General features: G+C 74.6%; 26 protein-coding genes. 11 read left to right on the top strand and 15 right to left on the bottom strand.

Annotated features, from left to right (window positions below):
- Window positions 1-37: 37 nt before the first annotated feature.
- The gene (locus IE248_RS21560; RefSeq protein WP_190031432.1) at window positions 38-397 is read right to left on the bottom strand and encodes a YciI family protein; all 360 of its coding nucleotides are present in this window, start codon (window positions 395-397) and stop codon (window positions 38-40) included.
- A 208-nt stretch (window positions 398-605) separates the two neighbouring features.
- Between IE248_RS21560 and IE248_RS21555 the strand changes: the two genes are divergently transcribed.
- Window positions 606-983 carry a DoxX family protein gene (locus tag IE248_RS21555; protein WP_190031431.1) on the top strand — a complete coding sequence of 126 codons (378 nt, stop codon included), beginning with the start codon at window positions 606-608 and terminating at the stop codon, window positions 981-983.
- Between the two features lie 126 nt (window positions 984-1,109).
- On the opposite strand, the gene IE248_RS21550 is transcribed toward IE248_RS21555, so the two are convergent.
- Genes IE248_RS21550 through IE248_RS37460 form a run of 3 tightly spaced genes read right to left on the bottom strand, consistent with a single transcriptional unit; the run spans window position 1,110 to window position 3,348 of the window.
- Window positions 1,110-1,379, bottom strand: coding sequence for a hypothetical protein (locus IE248_RS21550; RefSeq protein WP_073780433.1), 270 nt, complete (start codon window positions 1,377-1,379; stop codon window positions 1,110-1,112).
- Window positions 1,380-1,417: 38 nt separating this feature from the next.
- Window positions 1,418-2,701, bottom strand: coding sequence for a Dyp-type peroxidase (locus tag IE248_RS21545; RefSeq protein ID WP_373301582.1), 1,284 nt, complete (start codon window positions 2,699-2,701; stop codon window positions 1,418-1,420).
- 2 nt (window positions 2,702-2,703) lie between these two features.
- Window positions 2,704-3,348, bottom strand: coding sequence for a molybdopterin-dependent oxidoreductase (locus tag IE248_RS37460; RefSeq protein WP_209520581.1), 645 nt, complete (start codon window positions 3,346-3,348; stop codon window positions 2,704-2,706).
- Between the two features lie 255 nt (window positions 3,349-3,603).
- Here IE248_RS37460 and IE248_RS21540 point away from each other — a divergent pair, with 255 nt between their 5' ends.
- The 3 genes from IE248_RS21540 (at window position 3,604) to IE248_RS21530 (ending at window position 5,436) form a co-directional block, all read left to right on the top strand.
- Window positions 3,604-3,954, top strand: a complete 351-nt coding sequence (locus IE248_RS21540) for a thioredoxin family protein (RefSeq protein WP_037797021.1) — start codon at window positions 3,604-3,606, stop codon at window positions 3,952-3,954.
- A gap of 88 nt (window positions 3,955-4,042) precedes the next feature.
- Window positions 4,043-5,230, top strand: a complete 1,188-nt coding sequence (locus tag IE248_RS21535) for a cytochrome P450 (RefSeq protein WP_190031430.1) — start codon at window positions 4,043-4,045, stop codon at window positions 5,228-5,230.
- 5 nt (window positions 5,231-5,235) lie between these two features.
- Window positions 5,236-5,436 (top strand): ferredoxin, encoded by a 201-nt coding sequence (locus tag IE248_RS21530; protein WP_073780478.1) that lies wholly within the window; start codon window positions 5,236-5,238, stop codon window positions 5,434-5,436.
- A gap of 12 nt (window positions 5,437-5,448) precedes the next feature.
- On the opposite strand, the gene IE248_RS21525 is transcribed toward IE248_RS21530, so the two are convergent.
- Entirely contained in the window at window positions 5,449-6,450 is a 1,002-nt protein-coding gene (locus tag IE248_RS21525; protein ID WP_190031429.1) for a BtrH N-terminal domain-containing protein, read from the bottom strand.
- A gap of 101 nt (window positions 6,451-6,551) precedes the next feature.
- Here IE248_RS21525 and IE248_RS21520 point away from each other — a divergent pair, with 101 nt between their 5' ends.
- Together IE248_RS21520 and IE248_RS21515 are read left to right on the top strand one after the other, a co-directional pair.
- Window positions 6,552-6,905, top strand: a complete 354-nt coding sequence (locus IE248_RS21520; RefSeq protein WP_073780438.1) for a DUF1304 domain-containing protein — start codon at window positions 6,552-6,554, stop codon at window positions 6,903-6,905.
- Complete coding sequence (locus IE248_RS21515) at window positions 6,902-7,468, top strand: TetR/AcrR family transcriptional regulator (protein ID WP_037797026.1); 567 nt, start codon at window positions 6,902-6,904, stop codon at window positions 7,466-7,468. The genes IE248_RS21520 and IE248_RS21515 overlap by 4 nt, the downstream gene beginning before the upstream one ends.
- A gap of 102 nt (window positions 7,469-7,570) precedes the next feature.
- Here the strand turns inward: IE248_RS21515 and IE248_RS21510 are convergent, their stop codons facing one another.
- Window positions 7,571-7,774, bottom strand: coding sequence for a cold-shock protein (locus IE248_RS21510; protein ID WP_037797027.1), 204 nt, complete (start codon window positions 7,772-7,774; stop codon window positions 7,571-7,573).
- A gap of 329 nt (window positions 7,775-8,103) precedes the next feature.
- On the opposite strand from IE248_RS21510, the gene IE248_RS21505 reads away from it, so the two are divergent.
- Window positions 8,104-9,603 carry a DEAD/DEAH box helicase gene (locus IE248_RS21505; protein WP_078899645.1) on the top strand — a complete coding sequence of 500 codons (1,500 nt, stop codon included), beginning with the start codon at window positions 8,104-8,106 and terminating at the stop codon, window positions 9,601-9,603.
- A gap of 90 nt (window positions 9,604-9,693) precedes the next feature.
- On the opposite strand, the gene IE248_RS21500 is transcribed toward IE248_RS21505, so the two are convergent.
- The 5 genes from IE248_RS21500 to IE248_RS21480 all read right to left on the bottom strand — a co-directional run bounded on the left by IE248_RS21500 (window position 9,694) and on the right by IE248_RS21480 (window position 14,031).
- Window positions 9,694-10,617, bottom strand: a complete 924-nt coding sequence (locus tag IE248_RS21500) for a class I SAM-dependent methyltransferase (RefSeq protein WP_037797028.1) — start codon at window positions 10,615-10,617, stop codon at window positions 9,694-9,696.
- 233 nt (window positions 10,618-10,850) lie between these two features.
- Complete coding sequence (locus IE248_RS21495) at window positions 10,851-11,354, bottom strand: hypothetical protein (protein WP_047960461.1); 504 nt, start codon at window positions 11,352-11,354, stop codon at window positions 10,851-10,853.
- A gap of 68 nt (window positions 11,355-11,422) precedes the next feature.
- Entirely contained in the window at window positions 11,423-12,157 is a 735-nt protein-coding gene (locus IE248_RS21490) for an SDR family oxidoreductase (protein ID WP_100583781.1), read from the bottom strand.
- 161 nt (window positions 12,158-12,318) lie between these two features.
- Window positions 12,319-12,849 carry an SRPBCC domain-containing protein gene (locus tag IE248_RS21485; protein WP_047960462.1) on the bottom strand — a complete coding sequence of 177 codons (531 nt, stop codon included), beginning with the start codon at window positions 12,847-12,849 and terminating at the stop codon, window positions 12,319-12,321.
- Between the two features lie 75 nt (window positions 12,850-12,924).
- Window positions 12,925-14,031: an NUDIX domain-containing protein gene (locus IE248_RS21480; protein WP_229895440.1), complete on the bottom strand. Its 1,107-nt coding sequence runs from the start codon at window positions 14,029-14,031 to the stop codon at window positions 12,925-12,927.
- A 239-nt stretch (window positions 14,032-14,270) separates the two neighbouring features.
- Between IE248_RS21480 and IE248_RS21475 the strand changes: the two genes are divergently transcribed.
- From IE248_RS21475 to IE248_RS21460, 4 genes are all read left to right on the top strand, one after another.
- Window positions 14,271-14,834, top strand: coding sequence for a hypothetical protein (locus IE248_RS21475; RefSeq protein ID WP_190031428.1), 564 nt, complete (start codon window positions 14,271-14,273; stop codon window positions 14,832-14,834).
- 93 nt (window positions 14,835-14,927) lie between these two features.
- A complete protein-coding gene (locus IE248_RS21470) occupies window positions 14,928-16,754 on the top strand; it encodes an RNA ligase family protein (protein ID WP_190031526.1) in 1,827 nt (608 codons plus the stop codon).
- Window positions 16,754-19,624 (top strand): RNA repair domain-containing protein, encoded by a 2,871-nt coding sequence (locus tag IE248_RS21465; RefSeq protein WP_190031427.1) that lies wholly within the window; start codon window positions 16,754-16,756, stop codon window positions 19,622-19,624. Before IE248_RS21470 ends, IE248_RS21465 begins: the two co-directional genes overlap by 1 nt.
- 335 nt (window positions 19,625-19,959) lie before the next feature.
- Entirely contained in the window at window positions 19,960-22,119 is a 2,160-nt protein-coding gene (locus tag IE248_RS21460) for a discoidin domain-containing protein (RefSeq protein ID WP_190031426.1), read from the top strand.
- 88 nt (window positions 22,120-22,207) lie between these two features.
- On the opposite strand, the gene IE248_RS21455 is transcribed toward IE248_RS21460, so the two are convergent.
- The 4 genes from IE248_RS21455 to IE248_RS21440 all read right to left on the bottom strand — a co-directional run bounded on the left by IE248_RS21455 (window position 22,208) and on the right by IE248_RS21440 (window position 26,455).
- Window positions 22,208-23,125 carry an NADP-dependent oxidoreductase gene (locus IE248_RS21455; RefSeq protein ID WP_190031525.1) on the bottom strand — a complete coding sequence of 306 codons (918 nt, stop codon included), beginning with the start codon at window positions 23,123-23,125 and terminating at the stop codon, window positions 22,208-22,210.
- 144 nt (window positions 23,126-23,269) lie between these two features.
- On the bottom strand, window positions 23,270-24,625 hold the full coding sequence (locus IE248_RS21450; RefSeq protein ID WP_100583778.1) for a GH1 family beta-glucosidase: 1,356 nt from the start codon (window positions 24,623-24,625) through the stop codon (window positions 23,270-23,272).
- A complete protein-coding gene (locus tag IE248_RS21445; protein ID WP_190031425.1) occupies window positions 24,622-25,527 on the bottom strand; it encodes a carbohydrate ABC transporter permease in 906 nt (301 codons plus the stop codon). The genes IE248_RS21450 and IE248_RS21445 overlap by 4 nt, the downstream gene beginning before the upstream one ends.
- Window positions 25,520-26,455 carry a carbohydrate ABC transporter permease gene (locus IE248_RS21440; protein ID WP_190031424.1) on the bottom strand — a complete coding sequence of 312 codons (936 nt, stop codon included), beginning with the start codon at window positions 26,453-26,455 and terminating at the stop codon, window positions 25,520-25,522. The genes IE248_RS21445 and IE248_RS21440 overlap by 8 nt, the downstream gene beginning before the upstream one ends.
- Window positions 26,456-26,459 lie beyond the last annotated feature (4 nt).

The following is a 26,459-nucleotide window of genomic DNA, read 5'->3' as shown; positions in this document are numbered from 1 at the left end:
AGAGCAGCCGTGACGGGGCGGGGCAAACGCGGCGCGGTCAGCCCTCGGCGATCTGGCGCAGTTCGGCGCCGACGGTCCACTGCTCGGGGTGGATCTCCAGGAACCGCTTCGTCCACTCCAGGGCCTCGGCCTTGTCCTTGGCCTGGATGATGGCGTAGCCGCCGACGACCTCCTTGGTCTCGGTGAAGGGGCCGTCGGTGTAGCTGATCTTGCCCCCGGACCAGGTGACGCGGGTGCCGTCGGCGGTGGGGAGCAGCCCGTCGGTGCCGAGCATGACCCCGGCCTTGGTCATCTCCTCCATCAGCGCGCCCATGCGCTCCATGAAGTCCGGGGGGAACTCGGTGTCGGAGTTGAGGCTCTGCTCGTCGATGCGGATGAGCGAAAGGAAGCGCGGCATGGTGACTCCTCGGTCGGGAGGCGGGGCTTTCCCCGCCTCTCACCCCTGCGTCGAACGGGAGGGGCCCGGATCGACAGCTTCCGGGAAATTATTCGGGCCGGCCCCGGCGCAGCCGCGGCGGCGCGGCGCGGGGCCCGGAATCCGGCCCTCCCGGTCCGGGCTACCGGCGAGTAGGATCGCGGGCCCAGGCCCCTCCGAGAGGACTCCCATGCCGCGCACCCCCTCCTCACCCCTGCTGCTCGCCGGTCTGCTGGCCGGCGCGGCGGTGGCACACGCGGTCGCGCCGGAGAAGTTCGACGCGATCGTGCCGCGCTCGCTGCCCGGCACCCCGCGGCAGTGGACGTACGCCAGCGGCGTGGCCGAACTCGCCCTCGCCGCCGGTGTCGCCCATCCGCGGACGCGGCGGGTGGCGGCGCTGGCCACGGCGGCGTTCTTCGTCGGCGTGTTCCCGGCGAACGTGAAGATGGCGGTCGACGCCCGCCGTCGGTCCCCCGCCGTGCGGGCGGTGGCGGTCGGCCGGCTGCCGCTCCAGGTCCCGCTGGTCCTGTGGGCCCGCAGCGTGAGCCGCGGGGCCGTCCGCGACTGACCGGGCGCCGGGCGCATCCGAATCGGCCCCTCCGGCCGAAGAGGAGTACAGAGCCCCCGGACACACGTCGGCGGTCCGGGGGCTCGGTCCGCCGCGCCACCGCACGGCCGTGGCGTCAGCACGGCGTCACGGGCTGTCCCCCGCCCAGTCCCAGCGCCCCGGATCGGCCGCCCGGCGGCGGTAGTGCGCGCGCCCGCCCGCCCCGTACCTGCCTATCTCGGTGGGGAGCCGGGCCTCCTCGGCGCACTGCGGTTCGCTCCACCCCGTGACGTCCAGGAGCAGTCCGTCGAGGGGACCGCCCACGAGTTCGCCGTAGACATGGCCGGGGCGCGGGCCGGGGTCGGGGTCTTCGTGGTCGGCGCCGTAGACCCGGCGCCGCAGCATCCTGTCGTCCATGCCCCCAAGCTTCACAGGCGGCACTGACAACCGGTCCGTCAGGCTTCGAGGAGCGCCTGCCCCACGTACTCCCCCTCGGCAGCGCCCCGCGGTACGACGAAGAGCGCCGAGGCCTCGTGCACGACGTACCGCGCGAGCGCGTCGCCCCGGGCCAGCCGGTGCTGGACGGGGATGAAGCCCGTCCGGGGATCGGCCTGCCAGGCGACGAAGAGCAGCCCGGCGTCCGGCGTGCCGTCGGGGCGCAGCCCGTCGTAGTACGACCAGCCGCGCCGCAGCATCGTGGCCCCGGCGTTGCTCCGCGGGGCGGCGAGCCGGATGTGGGCGTTGGCGGCGATGACCGGGACCCCGTCGGGCCGGGCGGCATCGAGGTCCGCGGGGGTGCGCTCGGCGCCGCCGGTCAGCGGCGCCCCGTCGGCCACCCGCCGCCCGACGGCCTGCTCGCGGTGCTGCGCGGGGAGCCCCTCCCAGTGGTCGAGCAGCATCCGGATCCGGCGTACGACGACGTACGAGCCGCCCTCCAGCCAGCCGGGCACGCCGGAACCGGAGCCGGAGCCGGAACCCGTGACGAGGATCCGGGCCCGCTGCGCGGGATCGGTGGCCGGGGCCGGGTTGGCGGTGCCGTCGAGCTGGCCCATGTGGTTGCGGTGCGTCCCGCCGGCCGAGCGGGTGAACCCGGACATGACCCAGCGGGTGCTCGCGGCGCCCCGGGCGAGCCGCTGGAGGGTGCGCAGCGCGTGTACGGCGACGAACGGATCGTCGGCGGCGACCTGGACGAACAGGTCACCGCCGCCCCGGGCGGGGTCGAGTTCGTCGTCGGGGAAGGCGGGCAGCGGGGCGAGGGCCTCGGGCCGGGCGGCGGTGAGCCCGGCCCGGTCGAAGAAGCCCGGGCCGAGGCCGAAGGTGACGGTGAGGGCGGCGGGCCCGGCTCCGAGTGCCACCCCCGTGTCGGCCCCGCCGTCGACCGGCGGCTCGCCCCGGGTCATCCGCGCGGCGGCGGCGCTCCAGGTCCGCAGCAGGGCGGCCGCCCCGGCCCGTCCAGCCCCGGTGCCGGCACCGGCTCCGGCACCGGGGGCGACGGCCGGAGCGGCGAGGTCGAGGGCGGCGAGGTGGGCGTGGGACTGGCGCCGGGTCAGGATGCCGGCCTGGTGGGGGCCGTGGAACGCGACCGCGCCGCCCGCCGCGGCCTCCCGGTCGTCGCCCGGGGTGCGCGCGTCGGCCGTGGTCAGTACGGCTGCGCCGGCGGCGAGCGCGGCCAGTCCCCCGGCGCCGAGGACGGCCCGCCGCCCGGGCCGGGAGCGGCCGCCGGTCTCCCGCGGACCCACCGTCACTTCGCCCCGTCGACCACCGGGTCGACGACCCCGACCCACAGCTGGTTGAGCTCGGACACGTACCGGCCGCCCTTGGTGTCCTGCGGTACGACGAGCCGGGGCCCGGCGGCGTCGTCGAAGGCCACGCCGTCCTCGGAGACGGCCAGCAGCACCTGGCTCTTGGCGAAGCCAGGGTCGATCTCGGCCCAGGCGAACACGGCGCGGTAGTCGCCGCCGCCGGTCGCGGAGACGAAGCCGCGCAGCTGGCCGTTCTTCTTGGCGGCGTCGAACCGCGGCTCGGCCGTCTTGAGCACGTCGTGCAGCGGCACCCCCTGGTAGGTGTGGCGCTGTTCGCCCTTGGCGCTGGTGAACTTGACCTCGACCGAGGCCTGCGGCAGCTTGCGCAGGTCGGCCAGGGTGACGGAGTACGGCTTGGCGACCTCGCCGCCCACCCGTACCTCACCGGGCCCCAGCGGTGCCACGGAAACCTTCGCCGAAGACGGAGCCGAAGCCGAAGCCCCGGCCGCCGCGCCGCCCTTCGCGCCGTCCTTCGCGCCATCCGCGCCCTTCGTCTCCGCCGACTGCCCGCAGCCCGCCAGGAGCAGCGCCGCCGCCGCGAGCGCGAGGCCCGCTCTCCGCTGGTTCTGCCTGCCACACGTCATGGAGACCCCTCCCGACACACCGATCAACTACCTCGCACATGCAAGGCGATCGGCCCCCTGATGGCGGAAATGCCGTGCGCAACATACATCAGCGGACGCATCTGCCCTACCTCTCGCGAAGGGTCCTGGAGCATCGACCGGAACACCCCCTCCGTACCCCCGGGAACCGGCCGCGCGCCTTGGCGCAAACACCCACTCCGGCGGGCGGCGATGATGGTCACCCACGCCGGATGAGCACGAGCAGGAGCCCCACCCATGGCACGTCGGATCCACCAGCCACTCGAAGACCAGGAGTTCGACTTCATCCTCTCCATGGCCCCGGGGCCGGTTCTCGCCTACTTCACCGGCACCTGGCCGAAGGCCGTGGAGGCCTGCCGGGCGATGGACGCCGTCGTCGGCGAGCTCGCCGAGGAGTACGGGGCGCGGCTGACCGCCGTCCGTACCGACATGACCCGCTGCCCCGGCACGACCAGGCGCTTCGGGGTCACCGGCGCCCCCACCGCCGTCCTGGTCAGCGCCGGCGAGGCGGTCGCGAGCCAGGCCGGCCCGATGACCGGCGAGGAGTTCCGCGCGTTCCTCGACACCCACCTGGGCGAACTCGGATGATGTGGCCGAAAGTGGCATAGGTGGGATAGGTGCCCAAGGCATGTAATGGAGTCCGGAACGACGGAACCATCGCTTGCGAGGTGCTGGAATGTCAGAAACCGTTGCCTTCCCCCAGGACCGGACCTGCCCCTACCACCCCCCGGCCGCCTACGAGCCCCTGCGGGAGGGGCGGCCCCTCTCCCGGGTCACCCTCTTCGACGGCCGCTCCGTGTGGGTGGTCACCGGCCATCCCGAGGCCCGCTCCCTCCTCTCCGACGGCCGGCTCTCCGCCGACCGCCAGAACGCCTCCTTCCCCACCCCCAGCCGCCGCTTCCAGGGCCTGCAGGACCGCCGCACCGCCCTCCTCGGCGTCGACGACCCGCAGCACAACGCCCAGCGCAGGATGCTGATCCCGAGCTTCACCCTGAAGCGGACCGCCGCCCTGCGGCCGCGGATCCAGGAGACCGTGGACCGGCTGATCGACGCGATGGTCGCCCGGGGCCCGCGCGCCGAGCTGGTGAGCTCCTTCGCCCTGCCGGTGCCCTCGATGGTGATCTGCGCCCTGCTCGGGGTCCCGTACGAGGACCACGAGTTCTTCGAGGCCCAGTCGAGGCGGCTGCTGCGCGGCCCGGAGGCCGCGGACACCCGGGACGCCCGCGATCAGATCAACGGCTATCTGGCCGGTCTGATCGAGCGCAAGCGGACGGACCCGGGTGACGGGCTGCTGGACGAGCTGGTCGCGACGCGCCTGGAGACCGGCGAGACGGACATCGACGAACTCGTCTCGCTCGCCGCGATCCTGCTGATCGCGGGACACGAGACCACGGCGAACATGATCTCGCTCGGTACGTTCACCCTGCTGCGGCATCCGGAGCAGCTGGCCGAGCTGCGCGCGGAGCCGTCGCTGATGTCGGAGGCCGTGGAGGAGCTGATGCGGTTCCTGTCGATCGCGGACGGGATGCTGCGGGTGGCCACCGAGGACATCGAGATCGGCGGGGTGACCATCCGCCCGGACGACGGGGTGGTCTTCTCCACCTCCGTCATCAACCGCGACGACGCGGTGTTCGAGAACCCCGACGCGCTGGACTGGCACCGGCCCGCCCGGCACCACCTGGCCTTCGGTTTCGGCATCCACCAGTGCCTGGGGCAGAACCTGGCCCGGGCCGAGATGGAGATCGCGCTGGGCACCCTGTTCGACCGGCTGCCCGGTCTGCGGCTGGCGGCCGAGCCCGATCTGATCCCGTTCAAGCCCGGGGACACCATCCAGGGCATGGTCGAACTCCCCGTGGCGTGGTGAGCGCCGTGCGGATCTCCATCGACACGGGCGTCTGCATCGGCGCGGGCCAGTGCGCCCTGACCGCGCCCGAGGTGTTCACGCAGGACGACGACGGCTTCAGCGAGCTGGTGCCGGGCCGGGAGGACGGCGCGGGCAGCGCCCTGGTGCGGGAGGCGGCCCGGGCCTGTCCGGTCTCCGCCATCTCCGTCTCCGCCCGGGAGACCTGAGGCCGGCCGGGCTCAGCGCTCCAGCAGGGCGACGGCCTCGCGCTCCAGGGCGACGGAGCGGTCCACGAGGTCGGCGCAGGCGTCGAACAGGTCCCGCCGCGCGGCCGTGTCGGAGTCCGGCGCGGCCGTACGGGCCAGCTCGGCCAGGCGCGACCAGTGGCGGCCGGAGTCCCGGAAGAGCCCGGCCGCCTCCGGCCGCCCGGCGAGGTCGAGGAAGTCGGCGTACAGCGGCCGGGTGGCGCCGGGGGCGGTCCACTCCCGCTCCAGGCAGGCGTCCAGCCGGCCGGTGACCGCCGCGAAGGCCTCCGGTGTGCCGAAGCGGCTTTCCCAGCCGGCCTCGGTGTGGGCGTCGCGCAGCTGCGCGGCGAACCTCTCCATGCCGGAGAAGCCGAAGTTGACGTCGAACCGGTTGCCGAGGACGGGTCCGGTGAGGCGGGTGACCGTGGCGGCGACGGCACCGTCGACGTCCGGTTCGGCGGTGGCCCGTCCCGTGGGCAGGACCATCTGGTGGTGGCCGTCGCGGTGCCCGGTCCAGGCGGCGCCGAATTCCTCCCGGCCGATCCGGTACGGGGTCGCGGCGCCGTCCTCGACGTAGAGGTCATCGCCCTCGTACCCGGCCACCACCACGGTGTACGGGTCGGCGCCGGCCAGCTCGGGGCTGACGGCGGCGCCGTGCCAGGGCAGCCGGGACCTGTCGACGGTGCAGAACACCGGCAACCCGGCGTCGAGCGCGCCGCACACCCGGCCCCAGCGGGGTGCGGCGCTGCGGGTGGCCTGGTAGGGGATGCCCAGACGGCCGAGGGTGACCTGGACCCAGGGCTCGGGGTGCGCCTGGGCGACGATCGTCGGAACGGGCGGCCGGCCCGGGTACTCGAACACGAAGTACATGAAGCCGATGCCGCCGGCGAGGCCCGCGAGGAGCACCTCGTCGTGCACGCTGCCGAGGGCGTGGCGGATCAGGGAGCTCTCACGGTGGCGTCCGGTACCGAAATCCTCATACACGAGCACGGTCATGCGGCCACCCTAACCGCTCCCGAGAGTTTCTGGACACCTGTCCAGGAAATCGCTACCGTGGGCCGCCTCAGTCGCGCACGCCCCACAGAGCGGAGATCACCGTGCACACGGTCGCCCAGGTCCTCATCGGCATAGTCGCCGCGCTTCACGGCTACTTCCTGGTGCTGGAGATGTTCCTGTGGCAGCGGCCGCCCGGCCGGGCCCTGTCCGGCTTCGACGCGGACACCGCCCGCCTCACCGCCCCGCTCGCCGCCAACCAGGGCCTCTACAACGGCTTCCTGGCCGCCGGCCTGGTCTGGGCGCTGGTCATCGACTCGCTCGCGACGCAGGTCTTCTTCCTCGTCTGCGTGATCGTCGCCGGGCTGTACGGGGCCGCCACCGCCAACCGGCGGATCCTGATCGCCCAGGCCCTTCCCGGCGCCCTCGCCCTGGGCGCGGCGCTGCTGGCCGCGTGAGCCCCGAGGACCCGCGCACCGCGCGGACCAGGGCCCGGCTGCGCGAGAGCCTGTTCGAGGAGTGCGCGGACCGCCCGCTCGGTGAGGTCAGCGTCTCGGCGGTGGTCCGCCGCGCGGGGATCGGCCGCGCCACCTTCTACCTGCACTACGAGGACCTCCCCGCGCTGGCGGTGGACGCGTGCGCCGAGGTGGTGCGCGCCGCGGTCGACGCCCTGCACGCCTGGCAGACGGAGCCCGCCGCGCCGCCCCCGGCCCGGCCGCCGGCGGCCCTGGCCGGCTTCCTCGCGGGCGCCGCCGAGCACGGCGCGCTGTACCGGACCCTGCTGCTGCCGGGTGGCGGCGGCCCGCTGGGCGAGCGCCTGCACCGGGAGCTGCGCGCCCGCTCCCGCGCCGAGCGGGCGGCGGTGGGCGCCCCGCACCCCGATCTGGTCGCCACGGCCGTCGCCGCCGCCTTCACCGGCGTCCTCGCGGACTGGCTGCACGGGCGGATCCCGGCGGCGGGCCCAGAGGAGCTCGCGGAGCTGGTCTGGCGACTGCTGAAGGGCCTCCACCGCGCGGTGTGAGCAGCGGGCCGGCCGCCGCGCTCCGGCCGTCGCGGCACGCGTGAGCCCCGCCGGGCCGACCCGGCGGGGCTCACCCTCACGGACTGGACTCGTGAAGCGCCGTCAGATGCCGACCACCCGCTCCGCCTGGGGGCCCTTGGGGCCCTGGGTGACGTCGTACTCGACCTTCTGGCCTTCGGCCAGCTCCTTGAAGCCGGTGGTCTGGATGGCGGAGAAGTGCACGAACACGTCCGGGCCGCCGTCGTCCTGCTGGATGAAGCCGAAGCCCTTTTCCGCGTTGAACCACTTCACGATGCCTGTTGCCATGGGTACTGATCCTTCTCAACGTTCCACTGCGGGCCGCACGCGCGGCCGTCTCGATAGTGCCCGGGTGCCACCCCCGCCACACCCCGGGCGCGGCCAACAGGGGGTTATCGAACTTATGGGCGCCTCGTACGCGGATCGGGGGAGCGCCGCCCCGTGACCACCCTCGCCGGCTGGTAAAATGGCCGGGAAACTTGAAGCGCGGGGCGCCTTCGCCCGGTGCGGACACGTACGACGAGCCGGGGCCCGTACCGAGGGGTACGGGCCCCGGCTCGTCTCCGTTCACCACCCTGTCCGCATTCCGCGTGCGCACTCCTCACGGAAGGTTCTGCATGAAGAACCCGTCACCTCATGGGCGTTTCGGCATCAAGGCCGGAGCGAAGGCAGGCACCAAGCCGGGCGCCAAGGGCTCCGGCAAGGCACCCCGGACCCTCGGACCGCAGGGCGAGTTCGCGATGCCCGCGACCCTCACCCCGGCGCTGCCGCCGGTGGCGGCCTTCGAGGAGCTCGGCCTGCCCCCTGAGCTGATGACGACCATGACCGGCCTGGGGGTGAAGGAGCCGTTCCCCATCCAGGCGGCCACCCTCCCGAACTCCCTCGCGGGCCGGGACATCCTCGGGCGCGGCCGGACCGGCTCCGGCAAGACCCTCGCCTTCGGCCTGGCCCTGCTGGCGCGCACCGCGGGACAGAAGGCCGATCCGAAGCGACCGCTCGCGCTGGTCCTCGTACCGACGCGCGAGCTGGCGCAGCAGGTCACCGAGGCGCTTGCCCCGTACGCCGAGGCGCTGGAGCTGCGGCTGGCCACGGTGGTCGGCGGGCTGTCGATCGGCAGGCAGTCGGGCGCGCTGCGCACCGGCGCCGAGGTCGTCGTGGCCACGCCCGGCCGCCTCAGCGACCTGGTCGGGCGGCGTGACGTCCACCTGGAGCGGGTGAAGATCACCGTCCTCGACGAGGCCGACCAGATGTGCGACCTGGGCTTCATGCCGCAGGTCACCGAGATCCTGGACCAGGTCCACCACGCCGGGCAGCGGATGCTGTTCTCCGCGACGCTGGACCGCAACGTGGACCAGCTGGTGCGCCGGTACCTGAAGGACCCGGTCTCGCACTCGGTGGACCCGCAGTCGGCCACGGTGTCCACGATGGACCACCACGTGCTGCACATCCACGCGGCCGACAAGTACTCGGCGGCCACCGAGATCGCCGCCCGCGAGGGCCGGGTGCTGATGTTCCTGGACACCAAGCACGGCGTCGACCAGTTCGTGAAGCACCTGCGGGCCATGGGCGTACGCGCGGAGGGCCTGCACAGCGGCAAGTCGCAGCCGCAGCGCACGCGGACGCTCGCCCAGTTCAAGACCGGGGCGGTCACCGTCCTGGTCGCGACCAACGTCGCCGCGCGCGGCATCCACATCGACGACCTCGACCTCGTGGTCAACGTGGACCCGCCGGCCGACAGCAAGGACTACCTGCACCGCGGCGGCCGCACGGCCCGCGCCGGCGAGTCCGGCAAGGTCGTCACGCTGGTCACCCCGAACCAGCGCCGCGACATGGTGCGCCTGATGTCCGACGCGCGGATCCGGCCGACGATCACCCAGGTGCGCTCCGGCGAGGCCGCCCTCAGCCGGATCACCGGCGCGAAGGCCCCCTCCGGGGTGCCGCTGGCCGGCGCCGCGCCGACCGACGCCAAGGGCCGGCCGTCCGGCTCCGACCTCGGCTTCCGGGGCATCGGGACCCGCCCGGGCCGGCCCGGCAAGGGCAAGGAGTCCCGTAAGACGATGGAGGCCCGCCAGGCCGCCGAGGCCCGCCGCGCGGCCCGGGTCCGCAAGGGCCTCTGAGCCCTTCGCTCCACGGCCGCACGGACGACGGCGCCGGCCCCCCGAGCGGGGGCCGGCGCCGTTTCGGCGTTCGGCGGCGGTCGGCGTCGGTCAGCGGCGCCGTTTGCGCTCCGCCACGATCGCGCGGGTGACCACCGGCGGGAGCAGGTCCTTGGCCAGCGCGCGCCAGCCGCTCGCCGGCCTGCGCGCGGGGGCCGCGGCCACGGGCGTACGGACGGGAGCCGCGGCGGGGGCGGCCTCCGGGGCGGGGGCCGGGCGCAGCGGCTTCGGCGGCTCCGGGGCGGCGAGCCCCTTGTCACCGATGCGGACCAGCGGCCGCCCGGCCACGGTCTCCACGCCGTGCCAGACGCCGTCGAGGCCCTCCAGCCAGGTGCGCAGCTCCTTCTGGAGGGGCTCCGGGTCGTCCCAGGTCGCGTACAGCTTGTTCGGCGAGATGCAGATGACCCTCAGGTCGCCGGAGGCGACCGCGCCCCAGACCGCGGCGGCGACGCCGGGGCAGTGCGCGGCGCGGTAGTCGTCGAAGACCACGACGGCTCCGGGGGCGGCGAGCGTCCGCGAGGACACGACGTCCTCGACGACGTGCTCGTAGAGGTGCGAGGCGTCGATGTGGACGAAGCGGCAGCTGCCGGCGCGCACCGTGGCGGTGACCACCGAGGTCGGGGCCTGGATGACGGTGGGCAGTTCCTCGTGGAAGGCGGTGTAGTTCGCCTCGAAGGCCCGGCGGGTGAGGGTGGAGTACGAGCCCTGCATCTCGGCGAGGTTCGCGTCGTCCGGCGCGGGCGAGTCGAAGAGGTCGCAGACGGTGAACTCCTCGCCGTCCCGCAGGTACTGCCCGAGGAAGATCGCGCTCTTCCCCATGTAGACGCCGAGCTCCGCGATGTCGCCCCGCTGGTCCGCGTCACGGTTCTGGCGGGTCAGGAACCAGTCGAAGAGCGCCTGGTCGTACGCCGAGAACCAGCCCTTGACCTGGCCGAACGCCGTGGGGACCGGCGGGGCGGGGGTGGTGGCGGACATGGGTGAAGCCTGCGACACGGAGAGTCCTCCCGTAGCGGAGTGGCATCGGACAACACTGGGCACCGGCCGGGTACGCAGACCATAGACCCCCGAATGGGCGCACGAGGCGGTTCTTCGGCGCCGGGGGCGGAATGACACTCACCGTTCCGCGGGGCGACACCTGCCCGAAGCTCCGGCGTCCGACGCAGGCCCGGAAGCGCGCGGCGCGCCGGGCCGGAGCCCGCAGCCACGGGTCAGAGGGAGGGGCGCCGGACCAGCCGCTGGGCGGCGGCGTGGCGGACGCGGCGGGTGCGGCCGGCGTCGGCGAGCAGGCGCAGCGCCTCGTACGAGGTGAGCAGCGCGACGGCGGTCCGCTGGCACCAGTCGGAGGCGCCGGCGAGCTCGGCGGCGGACCAGGGCCCGCCCTGGTTGACCGACTGCAGCAGGCTCCACTCGCGCAGCCTCGCCACCGGGAAGGCGCGGCCTTCGAGGGCGGCGCCCACGGCGCGGGCCCAGTCCTGGAACCGTTCGTCGGCCAGCAGCCGCGCGGCCCGGCGGTCCAGATGGGTCACCACGGCGCTTTCGGCCATCACCCGGTCGGGATCGCGCAGGACCGCCGCCACCCGCTCGGCCTCGTCGGCCTCGTCGGGGGCGGCGGCCAGGGAGGCGAGGTGCAGGGTGTAACGCCAGTACTCGGGAGGCTCGACGGGGCGCACCGGGTCGCCTCCCCCGCGTATCAGGTTCTCAGCTGTCCCCATCCCCCCATTCCACACGACGCGGGCGCACGCGCGGCGCGCGGGGGCTGGTCAGGGGCCCGGCCGGCCCGTCAGACCTGCTCGAAGTGGAAGGACTTGATGAAGCAGTCGCGGGGCTGGCCGATCGCGAAGAGGACGCAGTTCACCAACGACTGGGCGGTGAGCGGGTCCTTCGCGGTGCGCGGGGCGTTCTCCCAGGCCTCGGAGAGCGGGTCGTGGTTGTCGAAGTCCGGCGGGTAGAGGGAGATCACCCGGACGCCCCGGTCGCGCAGCCGGCGGGAGAGGATGTCGGTGAATCCGGCCTGGGCGCTCTTGGCGGCGTAGAAGGCGTCGTGGGCCTCGGAGCGGTGGTGGCCGCTCTCGCCGCAGCCGGAGACCATCGTGACGATGTCGGGCTTGGCGGAGGCGAGGAGCAGCGGCAGGAAGGCCTTGGTGGCCAGGACGGTGCCGGTGGCTCCCGAAGCGAGGGTGTCGACGACGTCCTCGTCGGAGGCGGACAGCAGGTCGGTGCCGTGCTGGTAGCGGGAGCCGTTGTTGAGCAGGACGTCGATGTGGCCGGTGCGGGCGGCGACCGAGGCGGCGAACTCCCGGACGGAGGCCGGGTCCGTGAGCTCGCACGCGAAGGCGTGGACGCGGTCGGCGTCCACGCCCTGCGCACGGATCTCCTCGCGGACGCGTTCGGCGGCGTCGAGGGTGCGGGCGGAGAGGAAGACCTCGGCGCCCAGGCTCGCGAAACGCAGGGCGAGGGTTCGCCCGAAGTCGCGGCCGGCGGCGGTGATGACGACACGGTGGTGTTCGAGTGTCATGGCGGCGCTCCTGATTCGTGGTCGATACACATGATCTCAGGTGCGGGACAGGCCCGTTCGGGCGGGGCGGGTCGGACGGGGCCGGGTGCGGCGGGAGCGCGGCCGGGGCCGGGTGCGGCCGGAGCGCGGGCTCCGGGCTCCGGGCCGCGCCGTCCGCTCGGTCAGTGCTCGTGCGCCTCGTGGCCCCCGTGGCCCTGGGTGCCTTCGTGCTCCGGCTCGGGCAGCGGGGCGCCGGTCTCCAGAAGGGTCTTGAGGCTGGAGGCGAGCATCGGCCAGGCGCGGCCGCACATGCCGATCAGGGTGCCGCCGGGGGTGAACCCCTCATGACGGACGGTCAGCCGCGCGAGGGTGTCGCCGACCGGCTCGATCTCGTACGTGACCTTCGTGCGCGGCTCCCGCTCCAGCTCGGCCCGCAGTTCCTCGGAGATGCCGACGGCCGCGGCCCACTGCGGGGTGAAGGTGTGCCAGGTGTAGGCGAGCAGCCGGTGGGGGACGCAGGCCAGGACCACCTGGGCGGGGTCGGTGGTGCGGGCCCCGCGCTCCACCCAGGCCATGGCCGAGCCCACCGTCCAGTCCGTCTCGAAACTCAGGCCCCAGTAGCGGCGGGTGAAGGCGGGCTCGGTCAGGGCCTGCCACACCCGGGAGGGGTCGGCCTGGATGTAGAGGGTGTAGGTGATCGCGCTGTCGCTCATGGGGCCATGCTGCTGGACCGCGGCCCGCGCGCCCGGGATTTCGCCGGTCGCGGCGGCGGGCGGCTCCCCGCCGGGTCAGAAGTGGCGGCCTTCCTCGGGGAGTTCCACGGGCGGGGTCCGGGGCGGGGCCGGGAGGCAGAGGTGTTCGCGGGCCTCGTGCACCGAGGCGAGTTCCCGCAGCCCCGCCGGGCCCCAGTCGCTGAGCTCCCGGACCTGTTCGGGGGTGGCCAGCAGGCGGGCGTACGCCGGGTCGGCGGCCGGGGGCAGGGCCGTGAGGCGGGCGGCGGTACGGGCGTCGGCGCAGGCGGGACCCGCTGCCCCGGCGTCGTGCCGGTAGCCCAGCGGGAGGGCGCCGGCGGTGGGTCCGGCCGTCGGGGAGGGGAGGCGGGCGGCGCCGGTGGCGCGGGCGATCAGCAGCAGGACGCGGCCGTCGGGGGCGAACAGCCAGCCCGAGCGCTCCCGTACCGGCAGGTGCGCGGGGACGGGGCCGGGGTGCCAGGCGGCGCGCTGCGGGACGCGGCGGGTGCGCAGGGCGCCGAGCCGGTCGAGGGCGGTGGGCGCGGTGGGACGGCCGTCCTCCAGCAGGACGGCGCCTGCTCCGGCCACGCGGGCGCGCAGGGCGGACAGCGCGCGGCGGGCGTCGCCCGCGTCCATCAGGGCGGGGAGGTCGGCCGGCTCGGCGAACTCGATGCCGGTGATCTCCTGGGCGGGGAGGCGGACGGCGTCGATCCGGTCGGGGGTCCAGGTGCCGCCGTCGTAGACGTGGAGGATCTCCCCGGGGAAGCGCGTCTCGGGCGGGAAGCCGGGGGTGTCGGCGGGGATCCAGTCGACGGCGAGGCCGTGCGGGTAGTGGCCGTCCACGCCGAGTTCCTCGCGCATCTCGCGGGCGGCCGCGGCGGCGGGTGACTCGCCGGCGTCGACGGCGCCGCCGGGCATGAGGCGGTCGGGCCGGTAGTCGACGGTCTGGAGGAGGACCCGGCCGTCGGTGTCGGTGACGAGGACGAGGGCTCCGGTCCACAGGGCGGCGCGCGACGCCCCGTACTCCGCCGGAGTCATCCAGGTCCCGGACCGCTCCGGCACCGCGGCGGCTCCGGCCGCGGGTGGCGCTGTCCCTTCGGGGGTCTCTTCCGCCGCGTGCTCCGGCGCGTCTGGTGTCACGGCCTCGTCGGTCAGCTGCGGCATTGGAACTCCGTTCACCGTGGGTGGACCCGCCTGCTGTGCAACAGCGGGCACGGTCCCCGGGTTACGGCGCGACGGCCGGCGCCGGCACCCGCCCTCCCGCGCCGTCCCCATACCTCCTTATTGCCAGGTTATGTCGATCTTGCTACGGTCCATCCCGCGGACCGGCGGCGTGAACAACCGTCGGTCCGACCACGTCACCGCCCCGGCGGGCCCGGCCGGGCCCGGTTTCACCCGTCCGCGTGACGGTCCGTACGACCGGGGTGCCGGTACGGCAGGGTGGGCGGATGCAGCTGCGCCGGACCCTGCCCCTGACCCTCGCCGCGCTGGCACTGACCGCCGGATGCATGACCGTACGACCCACCGGACCGCCGGGTCCGGCGCCCGCGGCGGCCCGGTCCGCGGTGGCCCGGCCGGCCGCCGCCCCGCTACCGGAGCCCGCGGCGCTGCCGCTCGGCCCACTGCCGTCGCCCTCCGGCGCGGCCGAGCCGACCCCGGACGCGTCGGAGGCACCGGTCGCGGCCGCCGCCCCGGAGCGGGCCGATCCGCTGCCCCCGCCGCACCCCGTACGGCCGCTCCGCCCGGCGCGGGCCGTCGAGTCCGAGGCGCGCCGTGCCCGGCCGCCGAAGGCCGCGCACCCGGTCCGCCACCGCCCCGCCGCGAAGTCCCGCCCGCGCGCCGCGGCCCGCCCGAAGGCGCGGCCCGCGCCCCGGTCCGCGTACGACATGGCCTCGCTGTGCTCGGCGGCCCGGGGCATGCTCGACCCCTCGATCGTCGCCCTGTGCACGGGCCGCTTCGGCGGCTGACGCACAGCCGGCCGCCGCCGGTTTAACCGGTGGATGGGGGTGCTCCGGATACCTAGAGTGATCGGGCACAGCCTCGTCGAGCAGGAGCGGATCATGCGCACCCACTATCCCCGCACAGCACATCTGCCCTGGTCACCGGGGGTGGGCGGGGATGACGTGCGGGCCGGGGCCGAGCTCGCGGGGCTGGCCGGGCAGGAGGTGGTCGTCACCGAGAAGCTCGACGGGGAGAACACCACGCTGTACTCCGACGGACTGCACGCCCGCTCGCTCGACTCCGGACACCACCCCTCCCGGGCCTGGGTGAAGGCCCTCCAGGGCCGCGTCGGGGCCCGGATACCGGCCGGCTGGCGGGTGTGCGGGGAGAACCTGTACGCCCGGCACTCCCTCCCGTACGAGGACCTGGACAGCTGGTTCTACGGGTTCTCGGTGTGGGACGGCGAGCGCTGCCTGGACTGGGACCGGACCGTTCGGTTCCTGCACGGCCTCGGGGTGCCCGCCCCGCGCGTGCTGTGGCGCGGGACCTTCGACGAGCGGGCGCTGCGCAAGCTGCGGCTCGACACCGCCCGGCAGGAGGGGTACGTCGTCCGTACCACGGCCGGGTTCGACCGGGCCGACTTCGGGCGGCGCGTGGCCAAGTGGGTGCGCGGCGGCCACGTGCAGACGGACACGCACTGGATGTACGCGCAGGTCGTGCCGAACGGGCTCGGCCCGCGCGCCCCGCTGTGGGAGGTGCGGTCGGGGGCCGGCCCGGACCCGGCCGGGCTGCTGCGCGCCGTCGGCTTCGAGCCGGACGAGGTGCCGGGCGAGGTGCCGGGCGAGGTGCCGGGCGCCGAGGACGCGGTCGTCGGCGAAGTGGCCGCCGCGCTCGACGGGTTGGGCCGCACCGGGGAGACCCGGCTGGCCGGTGTGCTCGCCGCCGCGCTGCACCGCGTACCGAGGTCGCGGATCGCGGCGCGGCTGGCGGCGGGGCCGGCCGGGATGCCGCTCGCGCGGCGCGTGGCCGACCTGGCCGGGCTGTACCCGTCGCTGCGGCGCCCGTTCCCGGACGCGGAGCGGCGCGCCGGGCTGGTACGGATGAGCCTCGCGGCCGACCTCGGGGTGCTGCACGCGCTGGCCGGGGCCACCGCGGATCCCGTGGAGCGGGAGTGCGTGGAGTGGTCCGCGCTCTGCGCCGAGGAGGCGGGGCTGCTCGGGGAGGCGCCGCTCGAACCGCTGCGCGCCGGGCTGCGGGAGGCCCTCGGCGGGCTCGGCGACACCGACCCGGACGCGGCCGACCGCTGCTGGGCCGAGGCGCGCGAGGCGTTCGCCCGGGGCGGGATCTCCACCCCGCAGGAGGCGGTGGCCGCGACCTGGCGGTGGCGGGGCGGGGCGTATCCGCGCATGGTGCAGCTGTGCGGGCCTTCGGGCAGCGGCAAGAGCACCTTCGCGCGGAAGCTTCCGGGCGTGACGGCGTACGTCGCCCTGGACGACCTGCGGGCGGCCCGGGGTTCGCGCTCCGACCAGCGGGACAACGCGGACGTGCTGCGCGAGGGCCTGGACCGGCTGGACGCCGCGCTGGCGGCGGGCGGGACGGTGGTGTGGGACGCCACCTCCCTCACCGAGCAGCAGCGGGGCCTGGCCGGCGCGGTCGCGCGCCGCCGCGACGCGCTGGTCACTCAGGCCGTGGTGCTGGTGGACGAGCCGGAGCTGCTGCGGCGCAACGCGACGCGGGAACATCCCGTGCCGGAGCCGGTGCTGGCCTCGCAGCTACACCGGTTCAGCCCCCCGTACCCCGGTCAGGGCGGCCGGGCGCACCGCACCTGGTACATCGGCGCGGGCGGCACGGTCGAGGACACGGCGGGCGGCATCCGCGACGGCAACGGGCACGGGGACGGCAACGCGCACGGGGCCGGGACCGGGGCCGGGAACGGGGACAGCTGATGCGTACCAGTGAGGAGCTCTACCACCAGGTCCGCTGGGACCCCCGGTTCGACCCGGCGCGGTTCGTGTTCGGGCTGCTCCAGCGCGGGGCCGCCCCGAAGCGGGTTCCGCTGCCTTCTTTCGTGCCCGGGGGCGACATCCCCTGGCACCGGGTGCTGTTCGCGGAGGCGGACGGCGAGCTGGTGTGGGACCGGGCGACCGGCCTGGACCTCGTCGACACCACACGGGCCGGGCGGGTCCGCGCCGCGCGGCTGCTGCGCTCCCCCTTCTTCACCGCCCGCACCCCCCACGCCTGGGATCCGGCGGGCGGCGGCGCCTGGCGGCCGTCCGAGCCCGGGCCCGCCGCGCGGCCGCCGGCCCGGATACGGGTGCTGACCTGGAACACGCTGTGGGACCGGTACGACGCCCCGCGCATCTCCACCGCCCGGCGCAGGCCGCTGCTGCTGGCCGAGCTGGCGCGGGCCGACGCCGATGTCATCGCCCTCCAGGAGGTGGAGCCCGCGCTGCTGGACCTGCTGCTGGCGGCGCCGTGGGTGCGGGCCGGGTACACCCTGGGCACCGATCCGGGCGGCCGGGACGTCGCCGACAGTGGGCTGCTGCTCCTGAGCCGGCTGCCGGTGCGGGAGGCCGGGCTGCACGTGCTGCGCCGGCACAAGGCGGTCGCCGCCGTGACGGTGGACGGGGCTGCCGGGCCCCTCGTGGTCGCCGCGACCCACCTGACGAGCGATCACACCGAGGGCGGGGCGGCCCGCCGCGACGCCGAACTGGCCGCCATCGCGGAGGGTTTCGGCGGGATCGAGGCGGATCTCGCGCTCGTCGGCGACTTCAACGACGGCCGGGGCGGGGCCGAGGGACCGGCCGCCGCGCTGGGGATGCGGGACGCCTGGAGCGACGTACACGGGGCGGCGGACGGTACGCCGACCTTCGATCCCGCGGCCAATCCGCTGGCCGCCGTGGGTTCCCTGACGGGGCGCTCCGCGCGGCTGGACCGGATCCTGCTGCGGCCGGGCCCGGGGCCCGGGGCGGTGCGGGTACGGGAGGCCTCGCTGCGGGGCGATTCCCCTTCGCCGGAGGGGCTGTTCGTCTCGGACCACTACGGCGTGGAGGCGGTGCTGGAGTCCGGTGCGCCCGGTGAGGGGCCGGCGCCGCTCGACGTACCGGCGACGGCGCGGACGGCGGTGGCCTGGCTGCCGCCGCACGATCCGGCGGTCGAGGAGCTGCGCCGGGAACACGACCCCCAGGCGGGGCGCTGGCCGGCGCACGTGAACCTGCTGTTCGGCTTCGTGCCGGAGTCCTCGTTCGGGGAGGCCGTGCCGCTGCTGGCCGAAGTGGCCGCGCGGACGCAGGCGTTCACGGTCCGGATGGCGGGGGTGCACGACTTCGGGCACCGGGAGGGCGCGACGCTCTGGCTGGACCCGGCGGCGGACGGCGACGGCCCGTGGCAGGAGCTGCGCCGGGCGCTGGTGGAGCGGTTCCCCGGGTGCCGGGGGCGCCGCGAGGGGTACACCCCGCACCTGACGTTGGGGCACAGCCGGGATCCGCGGCGGGCCGTACGGGAGTTCACGGCCCGGCTCGGCGGCGCGGCGGCTCCGGCGCCGGCGCGGGTCGGCGCGCTGGCCGTGCTGTCGCGGCGCGGCGACGGGCCGATGCGGGTGCGGGCGACGGTGGAGCTGGGGACGGGCGAGGTGCGCTGGATCCCGGAACCGCAGGCGGGGCCGGCGGAGGCCGGGGCGGCGGAGGCGCAGGCCGAGGCGGTGCGCGCGCGGGTCGCCCGGGCGCTGGACGGCGGCGTGGTGCACCTCGCCGGATCGCGGCGGATGGGCTGCGCCGGGCCGGGCGCGGACCTGGACCTGGTGGCGGCGCTCCCGGGCGCGGTGGGCGGCGCGGAGGTCCGGGAGCGGATCGCGGCCGCGCTGCCGGAGGCCGAGCGGCTGCGCGAGGTGAGGGGCGCGCGGGTGCCGGGGCTGCGGTTCCGCGTGGCCGGGCTGGACGTGGACCTGGTGGTCGTGGCCACCGGCGGGCTGGACCCGGCGCGGGCCCTGGCCCGGCGGGCGGAGCTCGGCGAGGCGGCGGCGGTCGCGCTGAGCGCGGTGAGCGACGCGGACGCGGTACGGGAGTCGGTGGGCGCGGAGCACGCCGCGTTCGCCCGGCTGGCGCGGGAGGTCAAGGCGTGGGCGCGGGCCCGGGGGCTGGACTCGGCGCCGTTCGGCGGCCTGCCGGGCATCGCCTGGGCGGTCCTGGCGGCCCGGACGGTCCGAGAGGCGGCCGCCCTGTCCCCGGACGCCCTGTCCCCTGACGGCCTGTCCCCGGACGGCCTGTCCCCGGACGGCCTGCTCCGGGAGTTCTTCGGGGCCTGGGCCGCCTGGGACTGGCGCGATCCGGTCGCGCTGCACGATCCGCCGCCGGCCCCGGGCGCGGAGGGGGCCGTCACCGTCCTCACCCCCTCCGAGCCGGTGCGCAGTTGTACGGCCCAGGTGGGGCCGGGGCTGCGCGACCTGCTCGGGCGGGAGCTGTACGAGGCGTGGGAGTCCCCGCAGGCCGGGCCGCCGTCGCCGCACCGCCGGCACGCGGCGTGGGCGGTGGTGACCGTACGGGGCGCCACGCCGCAGGAGTTCGAGGAGTCGCTCGGGCGCACGCGCGGCCGACTGCGCGCCCTGCTCGGCGCCCTGGAGGAGGGCGGCGTCGCGGAGGCGCACGCCTGGCCCCGTCCGTTCGAGCGCGGTGACACCGTGGCCCGGTACGCGATCGGTCTCGGCGCCGAGCCGCCCGACGCGGCCCGGCTGGCCGCCCTCTGCGCCCCGTGGGCCACGGCCCTCGTGGGTGTCGAGGTCGCCCGGGCCGAGTGCGGCGAGGTCCCCGACCTCTCCTGAACCCGGTGGTTCCGGCCGACAAGTAACGAACGCATGGCAGCGCCCGTCCCGGGGAGGAGGTCACTCCTCGAACCCCCCTGCCCGCCATGCCCGCCCGGCGGGCATGGCGGGCGCGGCGCGACGGAGCGGTCAGGAGCCTCAGTACAGCCCTGCCGCCTTTTTTGGTCAACACTTTTCACAAGGATTGAAGAAACCCCAAGTTCACAGCCCTGAAGGCGAGTTGACACACCATCCGGCCTTCATTTCATGAACGCTGAACCCCTTGACGGCCCTCGTGGCGGCGCAGTTCACTCACGCTTCGATCCCCCCGGATCCACGACGTCAGGAGTGCCCCCATGCCTCGCCCCTCCGTCGCTCCACCACGAACCACCGCCGCGGCCCTCGCCGCCGCGCTGGTCGCGGCCCTCCTCGTACTGCTCCCCGGCAGTGCGGCCCAGGCGGCGCCGGTCCTGCTCTCGCAGGGCCGGCCCGCCACCGCCTCCAGCCAGGAGAACGGCGCCCTGCCCGCCTCCGCCGCCGTCGACGGCGACAACGCCACCCGCTGGTCCAGCCAGTTCGCCGACCCGCAGTGGATCCAGGTGGACCTCGGCGCCGCCGCTTCGCTCAGCCAGGTCGTGCTGCGCTGGGAGACCGCGTACGCGAAGGCGTACCGCGTCGAGCTGTCCACCGACGGCGCCTCCTGGTCCACCGCCCACTCGACGACCACGGGCACCGGCGGCGTGCAGACCCTCGCCATCTCCGGCACCGCCCGCTACGTCCGCGTCTTCGGCACCGAGCGCGCCACGGCCTGGGGCTACTCCCTCTACGAGTTCCAGGTCTACGGGAGCACCGGCACCGGCCCGACGCTTCCCGGCGGCGGGGACCTCGGCCCCAACGTGATCGTCTTCGACCCCGCCACGCCGAACATCCAGGGCCGCCTCGACGAGGTCTTCGCCCGCCAGGAGTCGGCCCAGTTCGGCTCCGGCCGCTACCAGTTCCTGTTCAAGCCCGGCACCTACAACGGCCTCAACGCCCAGATCGGCTTCTACACCTCGATCTCGGGTCTGGGCCTGAGCCCCGACGACACCACCATCAACGGCGACGTGACCGTCGACGCGGGCTGGTTCGGCGGCAACGCCACCCAGAACTTCTGGCGTTCGGCCGAGAACCTCGCGCTGAACCCCGTGAACGGCACCGACCGCTGGGCGGTCTCCCAGGCCGCTCCTTTCCGCCGGATGCACGTCAAGGGCGGTCTGAACCTCTCCCCCGACGGCTACGGCTGGGCCTCCGGCGGCTACATCGCCGACTCGAAGATCGACGGCCAGGTCGGCAACTACTCCCAGCAGCAGTGGTACACCCGGGACAGCTCCATCGGCGGCTGGTCCAACGCCGTCTGGAACCAGGTCTTCTCGGGCACCCAGGGCGCGCCGGCGCAGTCCTTCCCCAGCGCCCCGTACACCACCCTCGACACCACCCCCGTGTCGCGGGAGAAGCCCTTCCTCTACCTGGACGGCTCCGAGTACAAGGTGTTCGTCCCCGCCAAGCGGGAGAACGCGCGCGGCACCTCCTGGGGCAACGGCGTGGCCCCACAGGGCACGTCGCTTCCCCTGAGCCGCTTCTACGTGGTGAAGCCGGGAGCGAGCGCCGCGACGGTCAACCAGGCACTGGCCCAGGGCCTGCACCTGCTCTTCACCCCGGGCGTCTACCACCTCGACCGGACCATCCAGGTCGACCGCCCCGACACGGTCGTCCTCGGCCTGGGCCTCGCCACCCTCGTCCCCGACAACGGGGTGACGGCGATGAAGGTCGCCGACGTGGACGGCGTCCGGCTCGCGGGTTTCCTGATCGACGCGGGCCCCGTCAACTCCCCGAGCCTGCTGGAGGTCGGCCCGGCCGGCGCGCGCACGGACCACGCCGCGAACCCGACGACCGTGCAGGACGTGTTCCTGCGCGTCGGCGGGGCGGGGCCCGGCAGGGCCACCGTGGGCATGGTGGTCAACAGCCACGACACGATCGTCGACCACACCTGGATCTGGCGGGCGGACCACGGCGACGGGGTCGGCTGGGAGACCAACCGCGCCGACTACGGGTTCCGGGTGAACGGGGACGACGTCCTGGCCACCGGGCTGTTCGTCGAGCACTTCAACAAGTACGACGTGGAGTGGAACGGCGAGCGCGGCCGCACGGTCTTCTTCCAGAACGAGAAGGCGTACGACGCCCCCAGCCAGGCCGCGATCCAGAACGGCGCGACCAAGGGCTACGCGGCCTACAAGGTGGCCGACTCGGTCAGCACCCACGAGGGCTGGGGGCTGGGCAGCTACTGCTACTACAACGTGGACCCGACGATCCGTCAGGACCACGGCTTCCAGGCGCCGGTGAGGCCGGGCGTCAGGTTCCACGACCTGCTGGTCGTCTCGCTCGGCGGCAAAGGCCAGTACGAGCACGTCGTCAACGCGGTCGGGGCCCCGACCTCGGGCACCTCGACCGTACCGTCCACCGTCACCTCGTTCCCGTAGGCCGGGGGCGTGCGGGGCGGCCCGGAGACCGTCCCGCGCGTCCGCGCGTCAGAGCGTCCGCGCGTCAGAGCGTCCGCGCGTCCGCGCGTCAGAGCTCGATGATGATCTTGCCGGCCGCGCGGCCGGTCTGGCTGAGTTCGAACGCCGCCGCCAGCTCGGAGAGGGGGAAGGTCCGCTCGATGGGGACGGTGAGCTGTCCGCTGTCGGCGAGCCGCCCCAGTTCGGCGAGGTCGGTGCCGATCGGCCGGACCCACATCCACTGGCCGCCCTCGCCGAGCACGCCGGGGTCGGCGATCGAGGCGTGCCGGCCGCCCGGGGCCAGCACGGCCTGGGTGACGTCGAGGACGCCGCCGACGAAGTCCGCGACGACGGTGACGCCGTCGGGGGCGAGCGCGCGGACCCGCCCGGTCAGGCCTTCGCCGTACTCGACCGGCTCGCAGCCCATGGCCCGCAGGCGCTCGTGGTTGCGCTCGGAGGCCGTGCCGATCACCCGGGCGCCCAGCACGCGTGCGATCTGGACGCCGAAGGAACCGACCCCGCCGGCCGCGCCGTGGATGAGGACGGTGTCCTGCTTGCCCGTGCCGAGCCGGGTGAGCAGCTGGTACGCGGTGAGCCCGGCCAGCGGCAGGCCCGCCGCCTCCTGCCAGCCGAGGCGGGCGGGCTTGGGCGCGAGCATGCGTACGGGGACGCTGACGAACTCGGCGAAGGTCCCGCCGTGCACGTAGTCCTTGCGGGCGTAGGAGATCACCTCGTCGCCGACGGCGTACTCGGGCGCGTCGATGCCGGCCCGCTCCACGGTCCCGGCGACGTCCCAGCCCGGGACGACGGGGTACATGACGTCCATCAGGGGGTCGAGCCCACCGGCCATGATCTTCCAGTCGACGGGGTTGACCGCGGCGCACTTGACCCGGACGAGGACCTCGCCGGGACCGACCTTGGGCATCGGGAGGCGGGTCTCGGTGAGCACCTCCGTCCCGCCGTACGACTCGTACGCCATCGCGCGCATGGTGTTCTCGGTCTCCTGGGACATGGACCCGGCCTCTCCGCGAGCTACTGGAATAAGTCGCTCCGTATCCCACCACGAAGGCCGTGCCCATCCCCCGAAGCAGGGCGGGCACGGCCGAAATCGGGGCTCGGGCTCGGGCTGCGGTCAGCGCAGGGCCCGGTGGGCGGCGATCACCTCCGCGTAGCGGCGGCCGCTGGTCTTAACGGTGCGGCGCTGGGTGGCGTAGTCGACGTGGACCAGGCCGAAGCGCTTGTCGTACCCGTAGGCCCATTCGAAGTTGTCCAGCAGGGACCAGGCGTAGTAGCCGGCCAGCGGGGCGCCGCGGCGGGCCGCGCGGGCGCAGGCGGCGAGGTGGGCGGTCAGGTAGTGGGCCCGGGCGGGGTCGTGGACGGCGCCGCCGGGGCCGACGGTGTCGGGGTATGAGGAGCCGTTCTCGGTGACGAGGATGCGCCGGGCCCCGTACTCCTCGGTCAGCCGCATCAGCAGGGTCTCGATTCCGCTCGCGTCGATCTCCCAGCCCATGCCGGTGCGCGGGACCCCGGGGCGGGCGATCTGGCGGGCGTACGGGGCGGGGCCGGCCGGGTCGGCGGTGACGGTCTGCGGGAAGTAGTAGTTCAGCCCGGTCCAGTCGAGGGGCGCGGCGATGGCGGCGCAGTCGCCGGGGCGTTCGGGGAGGTCCACGCCGTACACCTCGCGCATGTCGGCGGGGAAGCCGCGGCCGTGGACGGGGTCGAGCCACCAGCGGTTGACGTGGCCGTCCATCCGTACGGCCGCGGCCCGGTCGGCCTCGCCGAAGCCGGCGGGCTCGATGGTGGAGAGGTTGTTGACGATGCCGATCTCCGCGCCCGGGGCGGCCGCGCGGATGGCCCGGGTGGCCAGGCCGTGGCCGAGCAGCAGGTGGTAGGAGGCCCGGACGGCGGCGGTCAGGTCGGTGAGACCGGGGGCCATCCTGCCCTCCAGGTGCCCGATCCACGCCGAGCAGAGGGGCTCGTTGAGGGTGGTCCACCGGGTGACGCGGTCGCCGAGGCGTTCGGCGACGAGCCCGGCGTACGAGGCGAAGTGCTCGGCGGTCGCCCGCTCGGGCCAGCCGCCGCGGTCCTGGAGGGCCTGGGGCAGGTCCCAGTGGTAGAGGGTGACGCAGGGGGTGATCCCGGCGGCCAGCAGGCCGTCCACCAACCGGTCGTAGAAGTCCAGGCCCTTGGGGTTGACCGGGCCGTCGCCGCCGGGGACCACGCGGGGCCAGGCGACGGAGAACCGGTAGGCGTCGGCGCCGAGGCCCCGCATCAGGGCGATGTCCTCGCGCCAGCGGTGGTAGTGGTCGCAGGCGGTGTCCCCGGTGTCGCCGCCGTCGATGGTTCCGGGGGTGCGGGAGAAGGTGTCCCAGATGGAGGGGGCGCGGCCGTCCTCCTCCACCGCGCCCTCGATCTGGTAGGCGGAGGTGGCGGTGCCCCAGGCGAAGTCCCGGGGCAGTGCGGCGAGGTCGATGGCGTGATCGGTCATTTGACGGCTCCTGCCGTGAGTCCGGCCACCAAGTACCGCTGGAGCAGCAGGAATCCGGCGACGACGGGGATGCTGACGACGAGCGAGGCGGCCATGATCTGGTTCCAGTAGACGTCGTTCTGCGTGGAGTAGCCGCGCAGTCCGACGGCGAGGGTACGGGTGGTGTCGTTGGTCATGACGGAGGCGAAGAGCACCTCGCCCCAGGCGGTCATGAAGGCGTAGACGGCGACGGCGACGATGCCGGGGACGGCCGCCGGGATGACGACCCGGAACAGGGCGCCGAGCGGGCCGCAGCCGTCGACGGTGGCGGCCTCGTCGAGTTCGCGGGGCACCGAGTCGAAGTACCCGATGAGCATCCAGACGGAGAAGGGGAGGGAGAACGTCAGGTAGGTGAGGATCAGCCCGCCCCGGGAGCCGTAGAGCGCGACGCCCGTGCTGTTGCCGATGTTCACGAAGATCAGGAACAGCGGGAGCAGGAACAGGATCCCCGGGAACATCTGGGTGGACAGCACGGTGACGGTGAACAGGCGCCTGCCGCGGAAGCGGTACCGGCTCACCGCGTAGGCGGCGAAGACGGCGATGACCACCGAGCAGACGGTGGCGGCGCCCGCCACGATCAGGGAGTTCACGAAGTACTCGGCGAGCGGCACGGTGTGCCAGATGTCGAGGTAGGGGCGGACGGTGAGCCGGCCGGGGAACCAGCGGAACCGGCCGGAGACCTCGCCCAGCGGTTTGAGGGAGCTGGTGACCATCACGTGGACGGGCAGCAGCACGAACCCGGTGAGGAGCGTCAGGAAGACGGCCCGGACCGCCCGGAACGAGGGCGGCGGATCCAGTGGCGACCGGGGGCGGGGGCGGCGGCGGGGGCGGGTCCGCGCGCGGGGGCCGGGGCGGTCAGGCATCGGCGTTCCTCCTGCGTCCGCGCCCGGTGAGGAAGAGGTATCCGGCGGTGACCAGCAGCAGGAACAGCAGCAGGAGGACGGACATGGCCGCGCCGGCGCCGAAGTTCCAGGTGACGAAGCTGGACTGGTAGATGTGCAGCGAGATCAGGTCGGCGGCCTCGGGGGCCGCCTTGCCGAACAGCACGAACGGCGTGTTGAAGTCGTTGAAGGTCCACAGGAACAGCACCAGGACCAGGACCTGGTTGACCGGGCCGACCGAGGGCAGGGTGATCCGGCGGATCCGCTGCCAGCTGCCGGCGCCGTCCAGAGCGGCGGCCTCGTACAGCTCCCCGGGGATGTTCTGGAGCGCGGCCGTCACGATGAGGAACGCGAACGGCCAGCCCTTCCAGACGGAGACGGTCAGCAGCGCCCAGAAGCTGTTGTCTCCCAGCAGCCAGAAGGTCCGGTCTGCGCCGCCGAGACCGAGCTGGTCGTGCAGGACGTGGTTCACCAGCCCGTTGTCCCGCTGGAACATGAACGCCCAGGTGATGACGGCCGCATAGACGGGCAGGGCGTACGGGACGAGGAACAGCGCGCGCAGCGGGCCACGGCCGCGGAAGGACTCCTGGGTGAACACGGCGGCGGCGGTGCCGAGCAGCCAGCACAGCCCGACGGAGAGCAGGGTGAACAGGCAGGTGGTAACGAAGGAGCCCAGCAGGGCCTGTCCCACGGGCTTGTTGAGGTCGACGGCGAGTTCGTAGTTGGCCGGCCCCGCCCAGGGGGCGCGGGTCCAGTCCCGGATGAAGAACTGGGTCAGCTGCCGGAAGCTCATCACGACGCCCATGACCATCGGTACGAGGTGGATGAGCAGTTCGAGGAGGACGGCGGGCAGCAACAGGAGGTAGGGCAGGGCGGACTTGCGCACGCGGACGGTGGTGTGGGGGCTCATCGGC

It is taken from the genome of Streptomyces goshikiensis, from assembly GCF_014650555.1.
Classification (GTDB): Bacteria; Actinomycetota; Actinomycetes; order Streptomycetales; family Streptomycetaceae; genus Streptomyces; species Streptomyces goshikiensis.
Note: the sequence above shows the minus strand (reverse complement) of the source record. Positions and strands in the feature narration are given on the sequence as shown.

Coding starts and splice junctions, on each gene's coding strand:
- IE248_RS21445 (WP_190031425.1), bottom strand. CDS start 25,527: ATGCCTGACCGCCCCGGCCCCCGCGCGCGGACCCGCCCCCGCCGCCGC.
- IE248_RS21495 (WP_047960461.1), bottom strand. CDS start 11,354: ATGGGGACAGCTGAGAACCTGATACGCGGGGGAGGCGACCCGGTGCGC.
- IE248_RS21455 (WP_190031525.1), bottom strand. CDS start 23,125: ATGCGCGCGATGGCGTACGAGTCGTACGGCGGGACGGAGGTGCTCACC.
- IE248_RS21555 (WP_190031431.1), top strand. CDS start 606: ATGCCGCGCACCCCCTCCTCACCCCTGCTGCTCGCCGGTCTGCTGGCC.
- IE248_RS21505 (WP_078899645.1), top strand. CDS start 8,104: ATGAAGAACCCGTCACCTCATGGGCGTTTCGGCATCAAGGCCGGAGCG.
- IE248_RS21535 (WP_190031430.1), top strand. CDS start 4,043: ATGTCAGAAACCGTTGCCTTCCCCCAGGACCGGACCTGCCCCTACCAC.
- IE248_RS37460 (WP_209520581.1), bottom strand. CDS start 3,348: ATGACGTGTGGCAGGCAGAACCAGCGGAGAGCGGGCCTCGCGCTCGCG.
- IE248_RS21465 (WP_190031427.1), top strand. CDS start 16,754: ATGCGTACCAGTGAGGAGCTCTACCACCAGGTCCGCTGGGACCCCCGG.
- IE248_RS21470 (WP_190031526.1), top strand. CDS start 14,928: ATGCGCACCCACTATCCCCGCACAGCACATCTGCCCTGGTCACCGGGG.
- IE248_RS21525 (WP_190031429.1), bottom strand. CDS start 6,450: ATGACCGTGCTCGTGTATGAGGATTTCGGTACCGGACGCCACCGTGAG.
- IE248_RS21550 (WP_073780433.1), bottom strand. CDS start 1,379: ATGGACGACAGGATGCTGCGGCGCCGGGTCTACGGCGCCGACCACGAA.
- IE248_RS21485 (WP_047960462.1), bottom strand. CDS start 12,849: ATGAGCGACAGCGCGATCACCTACACCCTCTACATCCAGGCCGACCCC.
- IE248_RS21540 (WP_037797021.1), top strand. CDS start 3,604: ATGGCACGTCGGATCCACCAGCCACTCGAAGACCAGGAGTTCGACTTC.
- IE248_RS21480 (WP_229895440.1), bottom strand. CDS start 14,031: ATGCCGCAGCTGACCGACGAGGCCGTGACACCAGACGCGCCGGAGCAC.
- IE248_RS21450 (WP_100583778.1), bottom strand. CDS start 24,625: ATGACCGATCACGCCATCGACCTCGCCGCACTGCCCCGGGACTTCGCC.
- IE248_RS21440 (WP_190031424.1), bottom strand. CDS start 26,455: ATGAGCCCCCACACCACCGTCCGCGTGCGCAAGTCCGCCCTGCCCTAC.
- IE248_RS21510 (WP_037797027.1), bottom strand. CDS start 7,774: ATGGCAACAGGCATCGTGAAGTGGTTCAACGCGGAAAAGGGCTTCGGC.
- IE248_RS21560 (WP_190031432.1), bottom strand. CDS start 397: ATGCCGCGCTTCCTTTCGCTCATCCGCATCGACGAGCAGAGCCTCAAC.
- IE248_RS21500 (WP_037797028.1), bottom strand. CDS start 10,617: ATGTCCGCCACCACCCCCGCCCCGCCGGTCCCCACGGCGTTCGGCCAG.
- IE248_RS21460 (WP_190031426.1), top strand. CDS start 19,960: ATGCCTCGCCCCTCCGTCGCTCCACCACGAACCACCGCCGCGGCCCTC.
- IE248_RS21490 (WP_100583781.1), bottom strand. CDS start 12,157: ATGACACTCGAACACCACCGTGTCGTCATCACCGCCGCCGGCCGCGAC.